Below are 15,500 nucleotides of genomic sequence, written 5' to 3' on the forward strand. Positions count from 1 at the left end.
AGTGTTAGACATGTATCCAAGCCTATCTCTTAAGTTAAGAGACTTCTACTGTCTGGTTTCGCAGGGGGCCTACTCAAGTGAACTGGTTTACGCCGACCCACCCTATGTTCATAGCACGCGTAAACGTAGCAAAATCTATCGTCATGAATATTCAGATGACGATCATCGCCGGTTGCTGCAAGTGCTTGTCAGGTTGCCCTGCATGGTCATGATATCCGGTTACGGAAATCCTATCTATGACGAAATACTCAGCGGATGGCGCTGCGAGCGATTTAACGCCAAGACTCATACGAGCGTGCGTGAAGAATGCGTATGGATGAACTTTGATGTTCCTGACAGGTTGCATGACGCGCGATACATGGGCAGCAGTTATCGGGAAAGACAGACTCTGGCCCGCAGACGCACTCGGCTTTATGATCGCATAGAACGAATGGAACCCGCAGAGCGCAACGAACTGATCAACTGGCTGAACGCAACTTATGGTCTGGAGACTGTATGACGCAGCGCGGAGCGGTCTTCATTGGACCGACAATTATCAATCTTGACTTTCCAGCTCCGGAACAGGATATCCTGCCGGGTGTTCGGTGGGGAAGAATTGAGGCGTTCCCATCGCCAGCGTACTGGGCCTATCAAATACTCGCCCGTCGTCTGGAAGTCAATGCCGTCAATTACAAGCTTGGGCGAACGCTCAAAGAGGAAGTGGGTGCCTGCTTGCTGGGTGGACACGGCATACCAGCTGCGATAGGCCTTGCCGCATTCAATAAGCTGAAGGATTGCGGTGCGTTTGATGCTCAGCCACCATCTGAAGCCACTCTTTACGAATGGCTATCAGAGCCCATTAAAACTGGTAACAAATCAGTGCGTTACCGCTTTGCTCGGCAAAAATCGCGCTATCTCTCGGTTGCACTAAACAGGCTGGATGTAGAGATGCCGCCGACGGATTCGGGCCGTGCTCTCAGAGACTGGCTGACCTCCATTCCCGGTATTGGTCATAAAACGGCATCATGGATAGCACGTAACTGGCTCTGTGCGGATGATGTCGCTATTCTGGACATTCACATCCTTAGGGCGGGATTACTTGCAGGTTTTTTCCCGGGAGACCTTACTGTTGAACGTGACTACCTGAAGCTGGAACAAATATTTCTGGAGTTCAGTGAAGCTATGGGCGTAAAAGCATCCGAGCTGGATGCGCTTATCTGGTATGAAATGCAGGCCTCTTCCAGTACGGTGTTCAGTCTCATCGAAAACATGCGCGGCCAGCCTCTTGCGAAATTGCGCCCTCGTTCATCGCGAGCCAAAAACCGCCAGTCCGGTACCAGCCAGACGACCTTCCAGTTTTAATCCGGAGCACCAGTCATGGCCTGTAATGCCCAGCGGGCAAAAATTGCATTCCAGCGCTTCGGCAACAAGCGCCATCTGCCCAACAAGAACACCAGAATCGCGCCAAACAAGGCTATCAGCATCTAAATATTTTGCTGACGTTTTTCCCGGCTCAGCGATAAGTCTGACAATAATTCCGCTCTGGATATCAATTACCGGCAAAAGCTCATCGCGTATTTCGAATCGGGTCTGCTCAGGGATCCGAAGCGGTGCCAGCGCGTGCATGTCAGGCAGATACAGCTGCCACCCATCCCGTTCAGGGAGGGAAAGAATAATGTGAATAGGATGTATGGCCCCAGCGGAGGGCACGGGGCGTTGAGTTAGTGGAAAGCCATAGCTTGAATGTCCCACAGCCATCACTCTGCCGGTTAGCCATAGCCAGTGAGATAGCTGGGCCTGACTGACGTGGCTGAAGTTTCGCTGTGTTCTACGGGTTTCGATCACATCATTCAATCCGGGAAGCACTGCATTCTCCGAAGGAGGCGGCAAAAAAAACGGATCTCCGGCGGGCCAGTTAACGGGTTGATAGCTGAGTGGCTGTTCACGAGGAACAGGACTAGCGGGAACGGTCCAAGTCATATCCGACATCATCCAGAACCTGAAAATATTTATTGCACCCCCGGCAGTTGCCGCATGGGATGTTTGCCTTATGGCAGCTATGGGCCCAGGCGAGGCCACCTGGCGTAACATCTGAAATTCTGATCAACTCAGAGGTTGATAACGTAATTGCCGGAGCTTCGACAACCATGCCTCCTTCCTGAAACGACATAAGCTCACTGATTCTGCTGATAAAGCCTATGGTACCATCCAGATGCGTTTCATCTGACTTCACTGTGCCGATCCACAGGTGCGTGACGCCAAGCGTTATTGCCTTCATGGCCGCCAGCGAGATGAGCATCTGGTTACGATACGGCCACCAATCGCTCGATGGTGCATTCGGATCCATAGCGGTACCAGCCATATCCCCTGATCCCAGCGAACGGCAGTCAATGCGTATAATGTGATGCTCAATTCCAAGGGCCTCACAGGTGGCAGTGGCAGCTTTAATTTCGGCATTGGCGGCTTGCTGACCGTAGTCGAGTGTCAGTGCTATATCCGGGCGCTTCCACCAGGCAATAGCAATGGAGTCCATTCCGCCAGAAAGTAAAAGTGCGGTTTTCATTTTTGAGCGGCCACCCAGAGCGTTTTATAAATTGCTGTGACGTAATCTTTGCTCAAGATACATCCTGATCCTTCCATCATTTTCTGATCCTCTTCCGATTCGTTCTCGGCATAGAACACCACCGGGGTGCCTAGCGCCCGTGCGTAACCGACTTCATAGATGGTGCCGGAGTCGAGTGCATCACCTATTGCAAAAACGATGTCGGCCTGCCGTATCGCATCAAGATCCTTTTCGACTACTTCTTCTGCGGGTCCGTGTCCAACCATGTGGTAGGGGGAAAAAACGTCCAGCCCAAGATCGCTCAGGTTCCGTCGCGCTTGCTCAACAAGCCAGAGCTGTGCCAGGGTAAAGAAGGGGCCAGCCAGATAGACTTTTCTGTTGCCACCCTCAATGAACGCCTGAGAAAGCTTGATGGGGCTGGGACTGAAAGCAGCCAGCCCTTCTGCTGAAGGAAAAAGTCCGCTTTCGCAGTAGCATGCGGTGGCAAGTGAGGCATAATTCGCAGCGTCGTGGGCTGTTTTTTTGTTCAGCATCCACTCACGGGAAAAATAGGCTACGAATGCGTCACCAGATCCAATTTTGTTGACCCGACTTGTCTCATAGGCAGGGATATAGGATATTTTCCCTTTATCGCAGATGAGTGCACCGGCTGGGCCCTGCTTGATAATGATGACTTCGGCATGACCACTTTCGTAGAGAAACTCTGCATGCTCTCTGTCGGATAATTCACTCTGGCCACTAAGGGTCTTCGCCTCATAGCGATTAAGGATCAATGCGAGGTGCTTTGCTCTGGATCCGTTTGCTGTGAATGGCTCCGGATTGGTCACATTCTGGGGATCATATACTGCATATTCCGCGTCGATTACAGCGGATCCCTCCAGCATTCCATAGCGTAGAACACAGGGCGCTTTCACTGTAATGGCCGGGTAAGGGGTGTCCGGGTAATTGAAAATTCGAGGTTCCGCCAGCCCATGCTCATAATGGAATATGACGGATTCACGTACTTCATTCGTATGAAGCGTGAAGTTTTCAAAACAGGCGCGTTCTCGAAGAACCGAATTGACTACTTCATCAGCGTAGGTGTACAAATCAACGTTTACACCGAGCGTTGCCAGTGCTGATGCCGCCCTTCCCGCTGAACCGTAAACCTGGTGATTTCCTGGATAAAGGATAATTTCATGATAGGTACCGCCTGCAATAGTGATGATCTCCGTACTGACCGTTTTGCTGTTGCTCATATCGCGTACACACTGACCCTGACCTGACCACCGTTAATGGCGGTCACTTTAGCAACATAGGTAGTACCATTACTCATACAGTCACGGAGGCGCTGGATGTAGGGTGAAGCGATACCCCCAGCCTGCATACCATTGTGCATAGCAACCGTTAGCAGAGTCCCATTTGAATTGATTTGCATAATCCCCATAATCACGCCGATTGACAGCTGCGCTACGACATGCGGATCAGGCGAACTTAACTGAGTATCAATCGTAAGTTTTTCACAGGTCACTTCAAAATCATCCTGACCGAACTGGCCGCCAAAGCTACCCCCACCAGAGCCTGACATAGACACCTCATGTTACAATTATTAATATATTTGATATTTGTATATCAATAAATTTTGTCGGTGTATAGAAAAATTGTTTGCTTTATGTGCAGGTATCAGGTGCTATTTTTTTAACTAACATTAGTCATGATTTGTCTTGATAGTCATCTCGGTAGCGTCAGCCTAAGGTCCTTCGAGCAGACCTCGTCGTGAGGACAGAAAGTGTCCATAATTACGGCACCACCTCAATTAACGTATTGAATAAATTACCTATTACAGATAAAACAATCGTTCTTCGGGATAAAACTTCCGTTACCCTAATTAAACATGTATTCTACCCTACTGGGCTTTTTCCAGCGAAAAAACGCGGAGTAAGCACACATGAAGCGGAAACACAGAATATTCACCTCCCTTTCGCGCCGTAAGCGCCGCGCTAAAACCCGAGAAATCAAAAACCTTATCCACCATGAACGGCATCGCTGTGGTGGTATATTCTATGACGAGTGCGATATAGATGAGGCATTTGCATGCGGAAACTGGAAGTGGAGCGACATACTTTTCTTGGGAAGAGACTCTGCGGTTTTCTGGAATGCGGAGATAATTACGGCCAGTGTAGAATTTAGTGATAGAGTCGAATCAATCGCATTCAACGAAGCATGGTCGATGCTGGATGATGGCGAACGGTTCTGTGATTTGTGCAATAAACCAGCACTCGCCCAATTCGCAGGGCTGACATGGATGGAATATCTTGAGAAGCGAGAACATGAAATAGCCCGAGAAAACCCACCAATAGTTCACAGTGGTTATCGTATCCTACCCGGCTATGCAAATGGTATTGGTTTGCAGATTATCGTTGATGTTGATGTTTTGAGTCGTGACGTCATTGAATCTGCTATCGCAGATTTCATTACGCAAGGTGAGCGCGAATGGGTCTCGAATGAACCAGCGTACCCCAAGGTATTTCAAGAAACTTCCACTGTAGATTAGAAGGAAAATATTGAGCCTTGAGATAAAAATACCATTACAGATAAAGTAGTTAATTAAATTGTAAGCATCCCGGTAAGCCAACACATAATATGTATATTGAGAGTTTTAACGAAGATTTGGATACGAATATCTGAATGAACGCGGTTCAATGTTATTGTACATAAAATGATTAATGCATGATGACAATTACCGACAACACTCAGCGCTGGATTCTCTGCCCTTCCTTCTAAATTTTCAGCAGTTGGAAGAACATAAAAATCTTTCGGAACAGCGTGAAAAAATCAGAGCTGCTCTTTACCTGTTGGTAAACCGAAGCTAATTTTTTGGTGAAGATTAACTGCGGAAATTCCCTCCAAGAGAGTATCTAGGGAATACATTTTCAGTTCCGTATGGCCAATGATGATGAAACCATATTGGTCTTTAGTATCAATAACATTGTAAGTATCCCCTAAAACAGCCCGTTCACTTTTAGGATCTTCCGACATATGACCCTGGCCCAAAATCAGTGCGGTGCTAAATCAGAGATCTTCGTCTTTTTGCAGGCTCCGGATAAATTCAGCCGGAGTCATGTCATTTAATGATGAATGCGTTCTCTCATGATTATATTCCCCGCGCCAGTTGTCGAGTTTGTATTGTGCATCTTCACCAGTGAATGTTCAGGCATTCATCCCGCAGACTACCGTTAAATTGTCAACGACGGGTAAAAAGTGATCCACTTACATCTCCACTGACAGTCTAATATTGATCCACCGTTTTACTCAGGATTAGCTTCAGCGATAACCCCGGCCTTTCTTTTCTGTTTAAGTCGATAGCTCTCTCCTTTTATCTGAACAACGTGTGAGTGATGTAAGATCCGGTCCAGCATCGCCGATGTCAGTGCCGCATCCCCGGCGAGCGTTTGATCCCACTGCCCGAACGGTAGGTTGGATGTCAGGATCATCGCGCTCTTCTCGTAACGTTTGGCGATGACCTGGAAGAACAGTTTTGCTTCTTCCTGACTGAACGGCAGATAGCCTATTTCATCAATGATAAGTAGCTTCGGCGCCATCACGCCACGGTGAAGCGTTGTTTCATAGCGGCCCTGGCGTTGCGCTGTAGACAGCTGAAGCAACAGGTCCGCCGCTGTTGTGAAGCGCACCTTGATACCTGCACGTACTGCTTCGTAGCCCATTGCTATCGCCAGGTGCGTTTTCCCCACGCCAGACGGACCCAGCAACACGATGTTTTCGTTACGCTCGATGAAGCGGAGCAAACGCAGCGACTGGATTTGCTTCTGTGGAGCTCCGGTGGCGAAGGCGAAGTCATAATCTTCGAACGTTTTCACCGCCGGAAAGGCTGCCATTCGGGTAGCCAGTTCAGCAACCAGTGCTTTGAGTTTGTTTTCGTCCATAATTTGCCTGTCTCCGTTGTTGGAGTGAACATATCAAAAACAGGCAGATACACAATTTAAATTACAGTCTCAAAATAAAAATCACATCCTAACAACAAGGCTTTTCAGGTTTTTTATGTAACGAATTTTGTATGGTATTGATATCATACGCTCGCCAAACTTTACAACTTGGCTATTACAGCTATACCAGCAAACCCCGCCCCGACAACTAAACCAAGTTGTATGCAGTTTTATCAGTCGGGGCCAGATGACGGTGGCTCGCAAACGAACTTTAATCGTGCAGCACCCGACACCGAATAACGGGCCAAAGTGATATACGTCACTTGGCACCTTGTGCGACCGTGCACAACGCCTCAATATCTTCCGCAGAAAGTTTGTGATATTTAAGTTGTTTATGCACTACTTGCGCGTCAGCATACCCGCCATTACTGGCCAACGAGATCGAATATGCTTGAATCGCATTGCGCATCCTAGTGAGCCCTTGTCCGTTGACGATTCGAATATCGGAATGGGGCGATGCAGCATGTTCAAAGATGGTCTTGGGATGCACCAAGATGGGCGTCCTTGTACAAGTGTGACCGTACTTTTCATCAAACCAGACGATGGACCCATTTAATTGGTTCGTGTCATGTTTGGAAATTCGTTCGGCCAGTACAGCTCCGCTCTTGCATTCGATCACGAAATACCGTGAATTACCGAGAGCCCAAAGGTTATCTGGTCCTCGACCCACTAGATCTTCTGGCCTTTCTGACCCGAAACCGAGAAACACTCCTAGTTCCTTCATGGCGGCCTCAAACCGCTTTGACCCTTCTTCACCCCACTGTAGATCATCTAATAATCCGTTGACCCAGATGATGAGGTCGTTACCTTCGAGAAAGCGCGTCATAAAGTTAACGGCTGCGGCCGCTTGTCCGCTGGCTGGTGCGCTGAGACGGTGATAAGTCGTTCCTGCCAATGGCTTAAGAAGCCGATAGTTGTCGCTGAGCGCAGCCAGTTGCAGTTCCTGCGCCTGTGAAGGGTCAGTAAAATTCGTGTACGCTGCTAGCTGCTGTTTCAGGTAGCCTTTGATCTGACGCTCACTTGTTGCGTTCACCGCTCTCTGAGTCTTGTCCTTGGCGATATCATGTCGCGATACGCGTGCCGCATCGAAGGCCCCCCGCAACAGCACCTGATTAGCATCAATGCGTCCCTCTGTGATAGGAGGCGCGTTCACAACCGCATTACGGCCAGCCTGCACCCAGTTGTCGTCTTGGGCCAGACATAGGTCCATAATCTCTTCAAGCTTCTCGAGAGATTGCCCACGCAACTGCTCCGCCACACTTTTGCCGAGGTCAATCTGAGCGCGAGTGGCGGAAGAAAACATCGTTTCGGCCTCGGGTTGATGGAGTCGTTGCGTCAGCCTGCCGCCAAGCAATAGTACGACACAATGATCGTCACTGGACCGTACACCACGACCCATTCCCTGTTCGATTCTCTGAACTTGACGCACAAGCTGGCGTTTGGTTCCGTCCAACAGTAACATTTCGCGCCGTTCGCCGAGCCCGTAAACCTCCGGCAAGCCGTCAATGACGAGCAACTCACAGGCCTTTCCTGGCAAGTCGATACCGTCGTATTTATTGATCAGCACGGTTAAACCCACAATACCGTCCTTAAGATGCTGTATACCTGCCTGAATGTTGTCCTTGTCAAGAGTTTGATGCGCGACATCTTTCCAGAATTTTGCGCGCTCTTTAGAGGGGACGATAACAACGACGTTCAGGTTTTCTGCGATCGCTGACACAAGTTTGCGGATCTCCTCCATTTTGAAGTCCGGATTGATCTCTTGTGGAGCAAGAATCATGCGGTCTCCAATATCGCCACCTCCTTTAGGTCGAATCGGCTTAACGACCTCATCCGCCAAGGCCCCAAAGTGGCTCACAAGGATTGTGTCGTCCGCTAAGGTGGCCGTCATATAGATCCGCCGCTGTGCAGTGTCGAATGACGGAATGCGATCGATCGGGATGAAATGTGGAGAGATTTCTAGTTTGCCACCGCCGAACAGGCAGGTGCAAAGCGGGATACAATCGCGCAGCAAGGGCCAACTCCACTCCAACTCTGCGGAAGCCCGTTGGGTATGCAGCAGCTCGATGACTTGCTTTTGATGAGACTGCCAAGCCCAATAGGGCACCTCCATCACGATACTAGGGTCTAGGGCCTGCACGTCGAGCAGACCGGCAGGTGACTGATTTTCCAAGTCGTTCTCAAAGAGATTGAGTAGGCCGTCATATACCGGTGTGCCGACATCGGCCTTAATCGAGAACTGGTCGTGAACCACGCCAAGGCATGCATGCGCATCGTCGACAACAACACAACCGATCGGAATCTTCTTCTGTCCGACCCCAAAAACCGAGCGTGCGTTGAAGAGCTTCCACACGTTGGCAACAAGGATGGCTCGACCTGCAAGGAAGTCGGGGTCCTTCTCGTCATCTGTAGCGGGAATACCAAGCTCTTTCGCCTCATGTAGTACCTGATTGACAAGGAAGCTATCGGGCGTGATGTATACTGCGGGCTTGATGTTTTCGTTAAGCGAACTCTGCAAGCACAGCAAGCCCACTACAGTCTTGCCGCCGCCAGTATTCATCTTAAGCGTCAAATCTTTGGCTTTCCTCCGTGCATACCAAGCGTCGAGTACGTCAGCCTGCTCATCCAGAGGACGCTTGAAACGGGCGTCTCTCTTGAGCGTAGTAAAGATTTTTCTCGGATCAGTTTGCTTTGCACCGATACCCGCGTTCAGCTTGCCAAAGTCTAGGCTCATATAACAATCTCTAGTTAGGTTTGGGCCATGTAAATCGCCACTGTTTTCTATTATGTATTACAATGACCATACAACGAGATAGTCACTGCCCCCAATTGAAACCTTAAAATACTCTGTGTCCAGATAACTTATCTGTGAGCTAGGAGAAAAAATAAGGGGTCTAGTTCCATCAGTCCATAGATGACCGCTCCCCATTGATTAATGCCCCCTCGTCATCGCAGTCAATAACTATCTTTTTTCTCCATCAGAACGCTCCCGGTCAATCTTTGTCAACGGCGCATTAAGTTGATGTTCTGCCATTCCATGTTTGTAGGCATTGTATTGCCAGATCACAAACTGCTGTTTGTACCTCCGGTTTTCTTCTTTAAGCTCTTCGATTTCACTTCCAAGATTCACAATCCTGGCGGCTGCAATATTCAGACTAGCTGGGCGTGGATTTTTGCGGCCCCTGCCTTTAAGCGCCTCTTTCTTCGTTTGATAGGCAGCCACTATTGCCTCATGTGCACTGAGGGACTGTCTTGACGGCAACTTTCCGACCAATGGTTCTGCCGCCTCACAGATTGCTGACCAGGACAGTTTTGGTTCCTGCCATCCCCGAATTAGATTCACGATGGCGTTAATATCTCTATTGTCCAGATGCTTAGCCAAGGCCCCCCCCTAACAAAGTTGTCAAATCATCTAACATCACAGCTTCTTCACTTTCTTTGCCTTTTTGCTCAATGGCCTCAATAGACTTCTTTGCGACAACACGGCGAAGCTGGCTGAAATCATTGCCCCGGAGCTTAATCTGGGCACCATTTTCAATCTCTGGATTCTCTAAAATAGCCACTAGCTCACGAAGCCGGGTAACAGTTTTCTTGTGGTACTGATACCAGCGATCAGTTCCTATCTCGCCGCTTTCCACAGCTGCGTCAGCAAGCAAAAACAGTCGCTCCGACTTCTCCAGACGTTTCTTAATGCGATCCAACTTTTCAGTATCATCGCCTTTGATGCAAACCTGTTCGGTACAATTGACACAATCTCGGAACTTCTCACAAGGACTCATGGTGTAATCATGCACACAGTAGCCATACTCCATCACATGGACTGCAGCATGCTCTAAGGTATTGAACTCCTGCATAGCCACGGGCAGATGCTTTGCCACCTCGCCAACAGGCCCAAATAGCGCTTTTGTGGGATCGAGTCGTTCAGCCATACCAACCAGCTCGTATTCGGTCATGTGGTTGTAAGTTCGATTCTGTTTCACATCTGCCCGCCCCGACCACTTGGCAATTTCCAGGTTTGACAGGCCGCCGCGCTGGGCAATGGTGTTGAGCAGATGCCGAGCCTGATGCGAGGTCAATTTGACCCGTTCTCCGTTTTCTGCGCGGTAACCATGACGATCAAAGATACTGCTGTGTTTTCCTTCCAGTGTTTCACGAGGTGACAGATCATTGTTGAAGAAATTATTGGTTGGCTTATGCAATTCAACCGGTATACATCCTCGGTTCCCGTGGAGCTGATTTGCATTCAGTGCAAACAAGGCATCGTTGTACTTAATCCCTTTGTCTTTATCAAACCACGGAAAGTCATCGGGCAAACGCGCCATAGTATGCTGCCACAGGCTATTTAGCGTATGCACACCATCTTCTGAGGCTAAACCTCTACTATTAAGACACGACCTGCACGTCTTTGGGGTGTTATGTGCAAAGCCGAGCGCCATGCAGGTCTGCTCCATCGTCAACGGCACATCATCAGCAACATCAGGGCAGTTAGCATGGCGGTAAAATTTATCCGGGTGTTTCTCAATCCACTCGGCCAGTTGTCGAGCATTTTCAGAGAGCACTCTAACTCGAGCTACGGCTGTTTTAGCGATGCTGACCATCACGGTGGGTATCCATTTGATATCACCCTCATAGCCTTTCCCCGCAAAAAAACGCCAACCATAGCGCTCTATACCTTCACGATCAGTTTCAAATACCTCGCAATCCACAGGTAGAGCAAACACCTCACTAATGCGTGACGGCGCTGACATCAACATGGCAAATACTGATGTTGTAAATATATCTCGTTCATGAATTGGGTCGTTGGCAAAAATTTCTGCCAACGCATTGAGGGCAATATCACTTGGAAGTTTCTCTTCCCTATTTTTCTTCGCCTCCCTGCCTGTTTTGTTCTTGTCCTCAGCACGCTTAATTGGATTGACCCAATCTTGTACAGCGTTTGATACAAGCTGGTTTTCAACTACAAACTTAGCCAGCCGCTCAATCTCTCGGCCGCAATGATATGCTGAGCTATCTGAGTAGTGCTGCCTTGCCAATTCAGCTGCTTCATCAAGCACAGTAATTGACAGGCCATCAATATTTGCACTCCCGTTTACTTGAAGCAAAGACGCCTCAACCGCTCGTAGGGCCTTACTTTCATTCTTTGTCCCCGTGGGACGATGCCCCTGCTGGTAACGGAAATAAGCTTTAGCGAAACCGATGAACTCTGGAGCTTGCACCTCTTGGGGTTTTGGTTTGCGAGTAGTAACACCCAACTTGGCAAACACAGTTATGTTTGGCCACACCGGATCATCCCAATTGAGTTCGGTTCCGAATACAGTCAGTTGATCTCGGCACTTGGCTATGAATGCTCCAAGGTTTTCGGCGGCTGTCAGCATAGACTTTGACTTGAACTTGAAAATCTCAGCCATTGGTAATTAATCCCTCTTTACCAAGCTCTTCACGACGTTTAGCGCAACGCATAATCACATCTGCCACCGCGATGATGCTACGATCTAGTACAGCAGCAATCTGGATATCACCAGTTATCTCTTTCAGCCGTTCACGCTCATTAAGCAGGCCCTGATAGACATCTTCATGTGGGCCATTCAACCAAGGCTGGAAGTGCATGCAGGTATAACAAGGAATAGGAACATTGGCACCACAAAAGCCATACTCGCCACAAGTGCCAACACCCTGGCCCATTTCGGTCCGAATACGGCTGGTAGGGTCATCACCCCGATGCGCATCCCTCTCTGAATCTACAAGCACCCCGACAAATGCTTGAGCGTATGGCGCCAATTGAAATCCAACCGCCTCATCCAGCATTTTCACATGCTCGGGTATATTCTTGATATAAACACCTGCGTTTTGGGTGTCCGTATGGTCAAGCAGTTCCGCTATTACCAACTCGCCAAAACCTTCACGGGCAGCCCGTGTGCCCGTGGTATAACGAAAGCGGCGAGAATTGATATGCAATAGATCACCAGTACGTTCTGACCGGATATCTGATTCTTCTACGATTAAATGGAGTGTTTTAGTTATCACTGAAGCGGCGATGTGGAGTTTGTCAGTGGCAAGCAGTTGGTAGAATTCATAAGGGGATTGGATGGTCGCTAGCACATCAAGATCAGGAAACAGAGGGATCTGCTGCCGGTCAGCTTCCTGCAATTCAATCCCGAGACGATTCTCAACCAGAGTAACAGCATTCCTTGCCTGAGCACTCAGGACTGCCCATAGTTCGAGAGTCATCGCATAGGGCTTGAAGCTTTCGCGAAAAAAGCTGTTACGTTGCTTGGCTCGCGGCACATTCAACACATAGAAGGATTCACCCTTTTCATTTTCTCCGCAGAGAATATCAACCACGCGCAGCTGAGAGATCTGGATTGAACGACGCCCTGTATGACTGACGCTAAGAGCCATAGCCAACTCCGCGATGGTGATTAAGCTCTTTTCATAAGCTCGTACAACCGCCTCGTTAAACGCTTGAAGTTCATTATCCGTCAGAGGCCCATCTTGAGGATCCATGCGCTTAACCGCATCCCCCTTACGCCCCCCCTTTAACCTCCATCCCTCCAGCAAACACGCCACGTTATTGCTAACACCGGGATAGCCCAGCCTGTGCCACTGTCGCAGGAAGGTGCTAACAACACCTAACCGATATTCATGAGCCGCATCCAAAGAAGACCTGTAGCCAATCAACATGATATCGTCGATGCAAGTAGCTTTAGTTGCTCGAACCATTGCTAAGAAACACCAGAAAATACTATGCGTGTGACCAGCAGACATGTTCCTTGCATAGAATGACAGTGTATAAAGAGCCCCCTTCAGAGACTCTGATTCCAGAAGCCTATGTAGCAATCCAACCGGAATAGTGGTGTTTTTATCTAACCGCCATTTTTGATCATGCAGCATAAAATAGTATCCGTTCGCCCTTGCTGGGATTCGCTCGGGAACTAATGCTGGTAAGATGTTATTCGTCATCATTCTTCAAGTCCTCAGGCAAGCGAGTACCGTTAGCTTTTTGTAATGCCAAAGCGGCCTCAAACCCTTTTTGCTGAATGAAACGCTTGTTGTAAGTCGCTGCGGTTCCTGAGCCCTCCCTCCAGCCCATTAAGTACGAGCGGACTTGCTCTTGGCGTTCCTCGCTGACTTGCTCATCCATGGCATCCATTCGCTCTGAAAACTTGCGATTCCAAGTGTGACGGAGCGAGTGTCCTGATGCAGCATACAATTGTGGCGAGACGGCTCTGACCACGGAAAATATTTTATGATACCCCGCCTTGGATATAGGGTTTCCCACAGTTGGCCCACGCTTGTAAGTCACAAACAGGTAGTCATTTTTCTTCGCATTTCGGACATTACGACGATCTTGGGTGATATAACCATGCAGTTCTTGAACTAAGGACTCAGCCAACGGTAATAGCCGCTCTCGAGTTTTAGCATTAGGCTCATTAGTTCTCGAGTCAGCTCGTTCATCTGCTCGCCTCACGATATGGATCCTGTTAGTGCTAAAGTCGATATCCTGTATTCTGATGTTTAACAATTCGCCACCTCGAATACCAAGATAAAACAGAAGCAAGATCATCAGCCGATTGCGACGCTGGACATCTATTGAAAAAGGGTTTGACGCTGATCCAGGCTGGATGAGTTCAAATAACGCATCCAATTGAACATCACTCAATGACTTATCTTGCAAATCACCGTTTCTGCCCTGTTTAGACGGTCGGCGCGTCTTTATCTGCTCCGCCATTGCATTGATCTGTTCAACAACGTCCAGCTCAGGCATTTTTAAGATATGCATCGCATACCAGCGTAAATAGTTGGCAAACGTTGTTAAGCGGGAGTGTTGTGTTCCGTTATCCACGATATTGGTCAACTCATCATCCAGCCAAGGGTTGGAGAGCGCTTTTGATGGCATCCTGACTTGCTTGCGCTGAGCAAAATCTCGCAGATCGTCCAGCTCATGTGGCTTGAAGAAATCCTTGGTCAAAAACCGCTGTTCAAGGTTAATGTCACGACTCTCCAGAAAGCGTAACAACAAGACTAGGTTGTTAGCAGCAGCTAGCGTCGTTGAGAAGGCATTGCCTTTATTACGGATTTGGGTTGTTAAAAACAAAGTTGGGTAATACATGGGAAGGCCAGAAGCACGATCCACTACCATGCAATAGCGCTCGCCACTATCCATGACAAATGTTGTAACTCTGTAGTTCTTTTCCATGCACCCACACCTCATAAACATTACACAATTACAAGGTACACTATATGTGAAAAATCACCAATTAATACAAGACACTTTTCCTCGGCGCTAGAAATAAAAAACCCCTGTATTAACAGGGGTCTGCGTATAAAATCTTTACATTTTGTTCTAAGGTCAATCTCAGAACGGAATGTCGTCGTCGAAATCCATCGGCGGTTCGTTGCCGAGCGGCGCCGCGTTTTGCGGTGCGGGACGGCTGGCCGGCGCGGCGGAAGGATTGCCGCTGAACTGGGCATTCTGGTTGTGCGACTGTGGTTGCTGCGGCTGCCCCCAACCGCTTTGCTGACCGCCGGCATTGGCGCCTGACGCGCCGCCCTGGCGGCCGCCCAGCATCTGCATGGTACCGCCGATATTCACCACCACTTCGGTGGTATAGCGATCCTGGCCGCTCTGGTCTTGCCACTTGCGGGTTTGCAATGAGCCTTCAATATAGACTTGGGAACCTTTCTTGAGGTATTCCCCCGCCACTTCGGCCAACTTACCGAACAGCACCACCCGATGCCACTCCGTTTTTTCCTTGGTTTCGCCGGTCTGCTTATCGCGCCAGCTCTCGGAGGTCGCCAGGGTGAAATTCGCCACCGCGCCACCGTTCGGCATATAACGGACTTCCGGATCCTGGCCCAGATTTCCGACTAGAATCACTTTGTTTACGCCCCTGCTGGCCATGTTGACTCTCCCGATATGTTGAATTGATAACTCCGCCGCCCGCGCATGCAAAGCGCGGTTTCACGCCATGCGG

General features: G+C 49.1%; 13 protein-coding genes and 3 pseudogenes. 3 read left to right on the top strand and 13 right to left on the bottom strand.

Annotated elements, in window-relative coordinates:
- Nucleotides 1–499 (top strand): annotated as a pseudogene (locus FCN80_RS26920) (hypothetical protein); the annotation flags it as partial.
- Nucleotides 496–1,341 (top strand): 8-oxoguanine DNA glycosylase, encoded by an 846-nt coding sequence (locus FCN80_RS17960; protein WP_044650562.1) that lies wholly within the window; start codon nucleotides 496–498, stop codon nucleotides 1,339–1,341. The pseudogene FCN80_RS26920 and the gene FCN80_RS17960, both read left to right, overlap by 4 nt.
- Here the strand turns inward: FCN80_RS17960 and FCN80_RS17965 are convergent.
- From FCN80_RS17965 to FCN80_RS17980, 4 genes are read right to left on the bottom strand one after another with little or no spacing between them, the layout of a single operon-like run.
- Nucleotides 1,285–1,959: a nitroreductase family protein gene (locus FCN80_RS17965; protein WP_230492761.1), complete on the bottom strand. Its 675-nt coding sequence runs from the start codon at nucleotides 1,957–1,959 to the stop codon at nucleotides 1,285–1,287. The genes FCN80_RS17960 and FCN80_RS17965 overlap by 57 nt on opposite strands.
- Nucleotides 1,937–2,542, bottom strand: coding sequence for a 7-cyano-7-deazaguanine synthase (locus FCN80_RS17970; protein ID WP_016236833.1), 606 nt, complete (start codon nucleotides 2,540–2,542; stop codon nucleotides 1,937–1,939). Before FCN80_RS17970 ends, FCN80_RS17965 begins: the two co-directional genes overlap by 23 nt.
- Entirely contained in the window at nucleotides 2,539–3,780 is a 1,242-nt protein-coding gene (locus FCN80_RS17975) for a PfkB family carbohydrate kinase (protein WP_077875872.1), read from the bottom strand. Before FCN80_RS17975 ends, FCN80_RS17970 begins: the two co-directional genes overlap by 4 nt.
- Nucleotides 3,777–4,109 (bottom strand): hypothetical protein, encoded by a 333-nt coding sequence (locus FCN80_RS17980; RefSeq protein ID WP_001514826.1) that lies wholly within the window; start codon nucleotides 4,107–4,109, stop codon nucleotides 3,777–3,779. The genes FCN80_RS17975 and FCN80_RS17980 overlap by 4 nt, the downstream gene beginning before the upstream one ends.
- Before the next feature lie 360 nt (nucleotides 4,110–4,469).
- Between FCN80_RS17980 and FCN80_RS17985 the strand changes: the two genes are divergently transcribed.
- Nucleotides 4,470–5,075, top strand: a complete 606-nt coding sequence (locus FCN80_RS17985; protein ID WP_136991551.1) for a hypothetical protein — start codon at nucleotides 4,470–4,472, stop codon at nucleotides 5,073–5,075.
- Between the two features lie 281 nt (nucleotides 5,076–5,356).
- Here FCN80_RS17985 and FCN80_RS17990 read toward each other — a convergent pair whose 3' ends face one another.
- The 9 genes and pseudogenes from FCN80_RS17990 to FCN80_RS18030 all read right to left on the bottom strand — a co-directional run bounded on the left by FCN80_RS17990 (nucleotide 5,357) and on the right by FCN80_RS18030 (nucleotide 15,427).
- A complete protein-coding gene (locus FCN80_RS17990; protein WP_136991552.1) occupies nucleotides 5,357–5,560 on the bottom strand; it encodes a hypothetical protein in 204 nt (67 codons plus the stop codon).
- Nucleotides 5,561–5,593: 33 nt separating this feature from the next.
- Nucleotides 5,594–5,762, bottom strand: a pseudogene (locus tag FCN80_RS17995) (integrase core domain-containing protein); the annotation flags it as partial.
- A gap of 67 nt (nucleotides 5,763–5,829) precedes the next feature.
- Nucleotides 5,830–6,423: pseudogene (gene istB, locus FCN80_RS18000) on the bottom strand (IS21-like element helper ATPase IstB); the annotation flags it as partial.
- A gap of 361 nt (nucleotides 6,424–6,784) precedes the next feature.
- Nucleotides 6,785–9,259: a DEAD/DEAH box helicase gene (locus tag FCN80_RS18005; protein ID WP_136991554.1), complete on the bottom strand. Its 2,475-nt coding sequence runs from the start codon at nucleotides 9,257–9,259 to the stop codon at nucleotides 6,785–6,787.
- A 228-nt stretch (nucleotides 9,260–9,487) separates the two neighbouring features.
- Nucleotides 9,488–9,907: a hypothetical protein gene (locus tag FCN80_RS26610; protein ID WP_196239160.1), complete on the bottom strand. Its 420-nt coding sequence runs from the start codon at nucleotides 9,905–9,907 to the stop codon at nucleotides 9,488–9,490.
- Nucleotides 9,900–11,933, bottom strand: a complete 2,034-nt coding sequence (locus FCN80_RS18015) for an integrase (protein ID WP_136991555.1) — start codon at nucleotides 11,931–11,933, stop codon at nucleotides 9,900–9,902. Before FCN80_RS18015 ends, FCN80_RS26610 begins: the two co-directional genes overlap by 8 nt.
- Nucleotides 11,926–13,488: a site-specific integrase gene (locus FCN80_RS18020; RefSeq protein ID WP_136991556.1), complete on the bottom strand. Its 1,563-nt coding sequence runs from the start codon at nucleotides 13,486–13,488 to the stop codon at nucleotides 11,926–11,928. Before FCN80_RS18020 ends, FCN80_RS18015 begins: the two co-directional genes overlap by 8 nt.
- Complete coding sequence (locus FCN80_RS18025; RefSeq protein WP_042944088.1) at nucleotides 13,475–14,722, bottom strand: tyrosine-type recombinase/integrase; 1,248 nt, start codon at nucleotides 14,720–14,722, stop codon at nucleotides 13,475–13,477. Before FCN80_RS18025 ends, FCN80_RS18020 begins: the two co-directional genes overlap by 14 nt.
- A gap of 159 nt (nucleotides 14,723–14,881) precedes the next feature.
- Nucleotides 14,882–15,427: a single-stranded DNA-binding protein gene (locus FCN80_RS18030; RefSeq protein ID WP_136991557.1), complete on the bottom strand. Its 546-nt coding sequence runs from the start codon at nucleotides 15,425–15,427 to the stop codon at nucleotides 14,882–14,884.
- Nucleotides 15,428–15,500 lie beyond the last annotated feature (73 nt).

It is taken from the genome of Martelella alba, assembly GCF_005217455.1.
Taxonomy (GTDB): Bacteria; Pseudomonadota; Gammaproteobacteria; order Enterobacterales; family Enterobacteriaceae; genus Acerihabitans.